The organism is Bradyrhizobium sp. (genome assembly GCF_049581145.1).
Classification (GTDB): Bacteria; Pseudomonadota; Alphaproteobacteria; order Rhizobiales; family Xanthobacteraceae; genus Bradyrhizobium.
Map to the genome: position 1 here is coordinate 1 of NZ_JBAURI010000844.1, position 8,659 is coordinate 8,659.

Below are 8,659 nucleotides of genomic sequence, written 5' to 3' on the forward strand. Positions count from 1 at the left end.
GCATGAAGATGACGCCGACCTTTTTCAACTCTTCCTTGAAAGTCGTGGCGACGGAAACCGAGTCGAACACGGCGTCGACTGCGATTCTGCGCTCGCCTTGCCCTTTGTCGCCTTCCTTGCGCACGACGCCTTCCAGCGCTTCCACTTCACGCAGGGGAATGCCGAGCTTCTCATAGGTCTTCAGGATCTCGGGATCGATCTCGTCGAGCGATGAGAGCTGCTTCTTCGGCTTCGGCGCGGAGTAGTAATAGAGATCCTGGTAGTCGATCTTGGCGTAGTCGACGCGCGCCCAAACCGGCTCAGTCATGGTCAGCCAGCGGCGATAGGCCTCGAGTCGCCATTCCAGCATCCAGGCCGGCTCATTCTTCTTTGCCGAGATGAAGCGGACGATATCTTCCGACAGCCCCTTCGGGGCCTTGTCGGATTCGATCAGCGTCTCGAAGCCATATCGATACTGATCGACGTCGATCCGGCGTACGTGTTCGACGGTTTCCTGGACGGCTACCATGCGTCGCTCCGCTCGCGAATGGATGCAAAGGTTGGAACGGCAAATGATGCCGTTTCCCTCTTGAGATTGCTGTTCCGCGCCCGCTTGGCGGCATCCGCGATGACATGAGCGACGTGAAGCTCCGAGCCGGCCATCAGCCTCAGCAGAGACTTCACCGACCAGCCTGCGGTGGCCGTCAACTTTGCCAACATGCGGATCGAAGCCGCGCGTGTCATGGCCTGCGGCATCACGCCGGCACGCAGGTGTCGGCCACCGGACAGACCACCGCGCATTGCGGCGTGTCGAAATGACCTTCGCACTCCGTGCACTTCTTCGGGTCGATGATGTACATGTCGTTCTTCAGCCGGATGGCGGCGTTCGGGCACTCGAACTCGCACGCGCCACACACGGTGCATTGCGAGGCGATAATCTTGTAGGCCATGAGGGCTGCTCCTGGGCAGGCGATGCCGTGACAGCATCTCCCTTTCAAGCGTCGTGCCAGATGGCAAAATATTGATTTGTAAGGGTTATTTTGCGGGGCGCCGTGTCGCGGCCCCGACAGCATGTCGCAAGTGCGACAGTCGCATCAGAGACGCTTGACCTCGATGTCGTACTTCTTGAGCGCGTAGCCGATCTGGCGCGGGGTCAGTCCCAGCAGGCGAGCTGCTTTGGCCTGCACCCAGCCTGATCGTTCCATCGCCGCGATGACGCGATCGCGCTCGGTCATCCTAGCGCCGTTCATGGTGCCGCCCCCCGCTGCCACGACCGGCTCGGGTGTCGCGGGATGCTGCGCGGACGCACTTTCCGACGCTGCGACAGGAGCCGAGATCGGAATGGTCGTCAACGGAATGATCGGCAGCAACGGACGCGGCGGCGCGGCCTCCGAGCCGCCCTGCCACAGCATCGCGGACAGACACTGGCCGTGGCTGCAGGCAAAATCGCTCCTGACGATGCTTGGCCCGGGCGCCAGCGTCGCGGTCCGCTGCACGCAATTCTCCAACTCCCGCACATTGCCGGGAAAACCGCAATGCATCAGCACGTCGATCGCGTCAGCATCGAAGTTCAGCGCGCGGTCATTCTCGCCGTTGAAATGCTTCAGAAATTCACCGGCAAGCAACGGTATGTCGGAGCGCCTTTCGCGCAGCGGCGGCAGCATGATCGGAACCACACTGATCCGGTAATAGAGATCGGAACGGAACTGGTTGCGCGACACCGCCTCTTCGAGATTGCGATTGGTCGCGGCGATCACCCGCACGTCGACCTTGATGGTCTGACTGCCGCCGACGCGTTCGAATTCCTGCTCCTGCAGCACGCGCAGCAGCTTGGCCTGGAACGAGGGCGAGATTTCCCCAATCTCATCGAGAAACAGCGTGCCCTTGTCGGCGAGTTCGAAGCGGCCCTTGCGCGAATTGAGCGCGCCGGTGAAGGCGCCCTTTTCATGGCCGAACAGCTCGGATTCAAGCACTGATTCCGGCAACGCGGCGCAGTTGATCTTGATGAACGGGCGCTTGGCGCGCGGCGACAGCTCATGAATCGCCTTGGCGATCAACTCCTTGCCGGTTCCGGATTCGCCACGCAGCAGCACCGTGGAATTCGACTTGGCGACGATTGCGATCTTGTCCAGCAGACCGCGCAGCGCCGGACTGTCTCCGATGATGCCGTCGACCTGAACCCGCTTGCGATCCCGCACCGGCTTCAGTTCCTGCAGCTCCTTCTGCAGCCGATAGCTCTCCGTCATAAGCCGCTCTCGGTCGCGCGCGACCACCCGATGCAACTTGACGGTCTGGCCGACCAGGTTGGCGACCATGGTCAAGAGCCGCACGTCGGAGTCGAGCCGGTAGACCGATCTGTCATCCAGGATGCGATCGACCGTCAACGTGCCGACGACTTTCGAGTCGACCCGGATCGGAACCCCGATGAAGGAGACCCGGATATCTTCAGAGGCCTCCAACGCGGCCATGTCGGCGGCGTCGAACGCGGGGTGCACGGCGATGTTTTCCGCAACCAGCGGCATCGCGGTGGCCACGATCTGATCGATCGCCTTTTCCGGCAGCCGCATGCGATAACGTTCGTCGCTGCCTTCGCTCCAGCCCGCGCCGACGGTTATGCCGGGCACCCCGTCATCGGCCAGCAGCGAGACCACACCGTGACGCATCTGCAAGAAGGATTGCAGCAGATTCACGACGTTGGCCAGAGTTGCCTCGAGCCTGGTCGGCGCCGTGAGGATCTTCGAGATTTCAAAGATACCGGTAAGCGCAATTTCGCTCAGCGGCACCATGGGAACAGGCGAGCCATTTTTGGTAAGCTCGACCGCGTGGGTATCAATATGCGCCATGACTGTGGCTCCGTTGCCGCTATCAGCCCCCCGCGCTGAGTCCTTATCTTTATTCTTTGAACTATTCTCGTTCATCACATCCGAGATGTCGCGCCCAACTTGATAGCAAGCGTGCTGAAGATAACGCCCGCTTGTGCTTAGTTTCTCATCGAATCGAGCGAATTAGCCACTTTGCCGGGGTGCGGCACCGAACCAAGCAACACATATTGATCTGGATCAAGTTCCGCCATGATCTCTCTTGATATCTGCTGCCGCTCGCAACCGGTCGTGTTCAGCCTCAGACGTGCTGTCCGCCGTTGATCGGGACCTCGGCGCCGGTGACATAGCTCGCGGCATTCGAGCACAGGAAGAAGATCACGTTCGCGACTTCCTCGGGCGTCCCGACGCGGTGCATCGGGATGGTCGGTGCGAGTTGCGCCTCCGTCTCCGGCGACAGGATGTCGGTCTTGATTTCGCCCGGAGCAATTGCGTTGACGCGAATTCCGTGCGGCGCGTAGTCATGCGCCATCTCGCGCGTCAGGCAACCGAGCGCGGCCTTTGATGTCGCGTAGGCGGTGCCGGCGAACGGATGCACGCGCGATCCCACGATGGAGGTCACATTGACGATCGAGCCGGAGGCCGCCTTCAATTCGTCGAACAAGCCTTGCGCGAGCAGAATCGGCGCGAGCAGGTTGACGTGAAAAACGCCCATCCAGGTCTCGACCGGCGTCGTCAGCGAATTCATCCGGCTGCCGTCGGCCCCCTTCGGCGAGATGCCGGCATTGTTGATCAGCGCATGCAGCGGGCCGCCGGCCAGACGATCCTTCACCTCGGCGATGGCCCGCGGCAGCGCACGATAATCGCTCAGCTCTACTTGCACATGATTATCAGTCCCGGAATCCCAGGGACAACGCTCGCCGTCGAACGGCTGGCGCGAGCAGGTAATGATGCGCCAGCCGGCTTCCGCGAACAATTTTCCGGTGGCGTGACCGATCCCGCGCGAGGCGCCGGTCAATACCATGGTTTTCCGTTCGCCGCGCGAGGCGCGCGACTGGTCGGCGTGAAACGGACAAGCAGCGAGATCCGCGACAGACGGCACATCCGACGGTCCATCATGTCTCAATAGATCAAGGCTCATGACCGGCTCCCGACAGGCGTGAGATCGAACGCCGTTCCGCATCGCAGCGGTGCTGCAGGATTTGGGCCATGGCGATACCGCCGATTGCCGCTGCTTTTCGCGGGGAATGTCGGCTTCGCAACATGTTGGCTGATTCAAAGCACCTGCGCGTAGTGTTTCGAACACGGCGCCGGTGCCTATTCTCGAACTGGAACCGGCCACACGCTCTCGCTGCAGCATCGCCGATTGGCCCGCCTCTTGCTCCAGCCTCCCTGCAGAGTTTGCCTGTGTCGCATCCGCTGCAAAACCGGTTTGCGCGAACGTGGTTTGTAATGAACAAGTCGATTGAGCGGTGGACAGAGCTCTTCGCGATCGTCCTCGGCACCAACGAGATTGCGTCGGCGATTGGCGTCCATCTGTCGCGCGCGGGGTATTGCGTGGTGATGTCGCATGATCCGCATCCTCCCGTGATCCGGCGCAAGATGGCGTTTCATGATGCGCTGTTCACCGATACGGCACAGGTCGAGGATATCGTCGGCGCGCGCGTCGACGACGGTATAGAGATCTTCCGGGCGTCGCGAAGCCGCGGCCAGGTGCTGGTGACCTGGCTCGGCCTGCTCGATCTGCTGCCGATCCGCCAGGTCGACGTCATGATCGACGCGCGCCTGCAGAAACACCGGCCCACGCCCGATCTGCGGCGTCTGGCGCGGCTGAGCGTCGGACTTGGGCCCGGCTTCTCCGCAAGCTTCAACTGCGATATCGCGATCGAAACCCGCCCCGGCAAGATCGGTCTGATCGGCAAGGAGGCCTGGACCGATGCGGCCGACGGTGTGGCAAACGCGCTGGGCGACGTCGGCGCCGAGCGCTTCGTCTATTCGCCGCATGCCGGCCGCTGGCGGACACCGGTCGAGATCGGTACCCGCGTCTACAGGGATCTCGTGCTCGGCCACATCTCTGGCGTAGCCGTCCACGCGCCTCGCGACGGCATCCTGCGCGGCATCGTCCGCGACGGAAGCGAGGTGACGGCCAATGTCAAGCTGCTGGAGATCGATCCGCGCGGACGGCAGGCGCAATGGACCGGGATCGACGAACGCGGCCGCGCCATCGCCAAGGCCACGATGGCCGCGATCCAGACGCACGCCGCGCGCCACGCCGCCAAGGCGCGGACCGACCGGCCCTATCTGGTGTAACCGCGCGGTCGGTTCGTCAGAGAGATCGCTGGACCTGGGATTCGCGGCAGCAGCGAGCGCCGGCCCGGCAGGACATGCGGCCGCGCACGATCCGCTCGAGCGCAGCCGCGCTTGGTCTCTGCGGCGCGAAGCTCAGTGTCGTGGGCGCCGTTGCGGTTCCTACAGCCGCAAGCTCACCGAATATTGACGCACATTGTGAATTGGAACACCGCGGCACCGCTCCCGATGTGATCTTGTGGTCCGCAGACGGCGGCAAGGCCCTACCCCCTGGGCGCTGCTGTCTGCGGCCCCGGTTCGTTGCTCGACCGGGGCCGTTTCCACTGCCGCTCCCATAGCTATCCCGATTTTCCAGCTTGATCCCACGCTCAGGGCGCGTTCAACATCGCCCGCTGCTGCCGCAAACCAAAGGGAACTTGATCCATGGCCCACGACGCGCCCCAGACCACCGGACCCGGCAAGCTGGTGATCCGCAACATCGGGCTGCTGCTGTCCGGCGCCATGGAGAAGCCTGTTCTGGATGCCGACACCATCACAGCCGAAAACGGCAGGATCACTGGCATAGGCCGCGCCAAGGACCTCGACACTGACGGCGCCACGACCATTGTCGATGCCCATGGTACCACGGTCGCGCCCGGCCTGATCGACAGCCATGTCCATCCCGTCGCCGGGGACTGGACGCCGCGGCAAAATCAAAGCAACTGGATCGACAGCTATCTGCATGGCGGCGTCACCACCATGATCTCGGCCGGCGAAGTGCACATGCCCGGCCGGCCGCGCGACGTGGTCGGGCTTAAGGCGATGGCGATCTTCGCGCAGCGCGCGTTCTGGACGCTACGGCCCGGCGGCGTGAAGGTGCATGCCGGCGCGCCAGTGATCGAATGCGAGATGGTCGAGGACGACTTCAAGGAATTGGCCACGGCCGGCGTCAAGCTGCTCGGCGAGGTCGGCCTTGGCGGCGTCAAGGACGGCACGACCGCGCGAAAGATGGTCGGCTGGGCGCGCAAATACGGCATCCAGAGCACGATCCACACCGGCGGCCCGTCGATCCCGGGCTCCGGGCTGATCGACAAGGACGTGGTTCTGGAGGCCGACACCGACGTGGTCGGGCACATCAATGGCGGTCACACTGCGCTGCCCGACGACCAGATCCGCTGCATCTGCGAGGGCTGCAAGCGCGGGCTCGAGCTGGTTCATAACGGCAACGAACGATCGGCGCTGTTCACGCTGCGCACCGCGCGCGAGATGGGCGATCTTGGCCGGATCATTCTGGGCACCGACGCGCCGGCGGGCTCCGGCGTGCAGCCGCTCGGCATCCTGCGCATGATCTCGCTGTTGTCCTCGCTCGGCGAGGTGCCGGCGGAAATCGCGTTCTGCTTTGCCACCGGCAACACCGCGCGCATGCGCGCGCTGGATTGCGGCCTGATCGAGCTCGGCCGCGCCGCCGATTTCGTGATCATGGACAAGGCGCAGCATTCACCCGGCAAGACCATTCTGGACAGCGTGCAGCTCGGCGACCTGCCGGGCATCGGCATGACCATCATCGACGGCATCGTTCGCACTCAGCGCAGCAGAAACACGCCGCCGGCGGGCAAGGTGCCGGAGATCGTGGGGCGGTGACGGGTTCGCCATTCGACGAACGACAATGGTCGTGGCGTCATGGCCCGTCCCACATGACGACCCTCATACCCCGCGCATGCGGGAGCAAATCCGTCCTCAAACGCGAATTATAGAACGGTACGTGCTGCGCGCGGGGAAGCCGGCACAACAATACCGGCTGTCAGAAAACAGTCATTCAATTCGAATGGAAGCGTCATGACCGGGTCAATTGATCGCTAATACGTTGTCCCGCCTCGATGGCAAATCAATTCCTGTCAAACATTCGAGAGGGGACGATCCCATGATTCGTTTTCATGACCATTTCCTATCAACTGCCGCGATCGCGGGCGCGCTGCTTGCGTGGGGCGCCACGGTCGCGCGAGCTGACGACGATCAACATTCGCCGGCCCGTCATGGCTATAAGCACGTGTTGCTTGTCAGTGTGGATGGCATGCACGCCATCGACCTGAGCCGCTGGATCGAGAGCCGACCCGGCGGCAATTTCGCCAAGCTCGCCCACAACGGGGTGGTCTATCCCAATGCCTACACCACCGCGCCGTCGGACAGCTATCCCGGCATGCTGGCGCAAGTCACTGGCGGCACGCCGAAGTCCGGCGGCCTGTTCTATGACGACAGTTACGACCGCACCGAATATCCCTCAAAGGCCTTCTATACCAGCCAGGGCCTTGCTGACCCCGGTTGCGTGGGCGCGGCTGGAACCGAAGTCACCAACTTCGAGGCGCTCGACAAGAGCTACAATTTTTCTACCCAGCTGGTGGCTGACATCACCGGCGGCGGCACGATCGGTCAGGTCTACACCCAGCTCGATACGGACAACATGCAGCGCAAGCTGGTCGACGGCAAATGCGTCCCGGTCTTTCCCCACGAATATGTTCGCACCAACACGATCTTCGAAGTCGCCAAGGCGGCGGGAATGCGCAGCGTCTGGTCCGACAAGCATCCCGCCTACGAGGATCTGATGGGCCCGTCGGGCACCGGCCTCGACGAACTCTATGCGCCGGAGATCAACGCGCAGGACACGCTCGATCCCGGCGCCCAGACCGGCGACGACTACACCACCAGCTACACCGGCGTTCGCACCTACGACTCGAAGAAAGTCCAGGCGGTGCTGAACTGGATCGACGGCTATGACGGCGCGCGAACCCAGCACAAGGGCGTCCCTGCCATCTTCGGCATGAACTTCCAGGCGGTCAGCGTTGGACAAAAGCTCGCCAAGTCGGGCAACGCGGATGCCGACAAGTCGGGCAACGCGGATGCCGACAAGTCGCTCACGGGCGGTTATGCCGACGCTCAGGCGACACCCGGCAATGCGCTCACGCTGCAATTGCAGTTCGTGGACGACGCGCTCGGCAAGTTCATCAACGAACTGAAGGCGCAAAATCTCGAAGACTCGACGCTGATCATTGTCAGCGCCAAGCACGGCCAGTCACCGATCAACGTCAAGGACCGTGTGGCGATCTCCGACGCGCTGTATGCGGGCGCGCCCGGCTTCGGCACCAACGGCTTCGAGATCTGCGACGACGAGGCGCTGGTCTGGTTGTCTCCGGAACTGCAGCAGGCAACCAATCCGGCGACCGGCCATCCCTATTATGCTGACGCCAAGTCCTACATCCAGGCCAACGCGACCGCGCTGCATATCCAGCAATTGCTCGACCGCGACGAACTGACCCGGCTTTACGAAGATCCGTTCCACAACACCCGCGTGCCGGATTTCATCGCCATCACCGATCACGGCGTGATCTGCACCGGCGGCAGCAAGCTCGCAGAGCACGGCGGCTTCTCCAAGGACGATCGTAACGTCGCGCTCCTGGTCTCTTCGCCTCGCATCACTCAGGCGCAGGTGGTCCAAGATACCAGCTTCACCACCCAGATCGCGCCAACGATCCTCGACGCGCTGGACCTCGACCCGCGCAGCCTCCAGGCGGTCCGCGAAG

At 62.9% G+C, this 8,659-nt stretch carries 6 protein-coding genes and 1 pseudogene; 3 read left to right on the forward strand and 4 right to left on the reverse strand.

Annotation, left to right across the window (positions count from 1 at the left end; genetic code table 11):
• From WCB02_RS27715 to WCB02_RS27730, 4 genes and pseudogenes are all read right to left on the reverse strand, one after another.
• Window positions 1-508 (reverse strand): annotated as a pseudogene (locus tag WCB02_RS27715) (Fe-S cluster assembly protein SufB); the annotation flags it as partial.
• Window positions 509-734: 226 nt separating this feature from the next.
• Window positions 735-929, reverse strand: a complete 195-nt coding sequence (locus WCB02_RS27720; RefSeq protein ID WP_423962946.1) for a 4Fe-4S binding protein — start codon at window positions 927-929, stop codon at window positions 735-737.
• 144 nt (window positions 930-1,073) lie between these two features.
• Entirely contained in the window at window positions 1,074-2,822 is a 1,749-nt protein-coding gene (gene nifA / locus WCB02_RS27725) for a nif-specific transcriptional activator NifA (RefSeq protein WP_423962947.1), read from the reverse strand.
• A gap of 277 nt (window positions 2,823-3,099) precedes the next feature.
• Window positions 3,100-3,939 (reverse strand): SDR family NAD(P)-dependent oxidoreductase, encoded by an 840-nt coding sequence (locus WCB02_RS27730; protein WP_423962948.1) that lies wholly within the window; start codon window positions 3,937-3,939, stop codon window positions 3,100-3,102.
• A gap of 311 nt (window positions 3,940-4,250) precedes the next feature.
• Between WCB02_RS27730 and WCB02_RS27735 the strand changes: the two genes are divergently transcribed.
• The 3 genes from WCB02_RS27735 to WCB02_RS27745 all read left to right on the forward strand — a co-directional run.
• Window positions 4,251-5,108 (forward strand): xanthine dehydrogenase, encoded by an 858-nt coding sequence (locus tag WCB02_RS27735; protein ID WP_423962949.1) that lies wholly within the window; start codon window positions 4,251-4,253, stop codon window positions 5,106-5,108.
• A 420-nt stretch (window positions 5,109-5,528) separates the two neighbouring features.
• On the forward strand, window positions 5,529-6,725 hold the full coding sequence (locus WCB02_RS27740; protein WP_423962950.1) for an amidohydrolase family protein: 1,197 nt from the start codon (window positions 5,529-5,531) through the stop codon (window positions 6,723-6,725).
• 280 nt (window positions 6,726-7,005) lie between these two features.
• Window positions 7,006-8,659 (forward strand): alkaline phosphatase family protein (locus WCB02_RS27745; RefSeq protein WP_423962951.1); only part of this gene is annotated, 1,654 nt, incomplete at its 3' end.

Coding starts and splice junctions, on each gene's coding strand:
- WCB02_RS27720 (WP_423962946.1), bottom strand. CDS start 929: ATGGCCTACAAGATTATCGCCTCGCAATGCACCGTGTGTGGCGCGTGC.
- nifA (WP_423962947.1), bottom strand. CDS start 2,822: ATGGCGCATATTGATACCCACGCGGTCGAGCTTACCAAAAATGGCTCG.
- WCB02_RS27730 (WP_423962948.1), bottom strand. CDS start 3,939: ATGAGCCTTGATCTATTGAGACATGATGGACCGTCGGATGTGCCGTCT.
- WCB02_RS27735 (WP_423962949.1), top strand. CDS start 4,251: ATGAACAAGTCGATTGAGCGGTGGACAGAGCTCTTCGCGATCGTCCTC.
- WCB02_RS27740 (WP_423962950.1), top strand. CDS start 5,529: ATGGCCCACGACGCGCCCCAGACCACCGGACCCGGCAAGCTGGTGATC.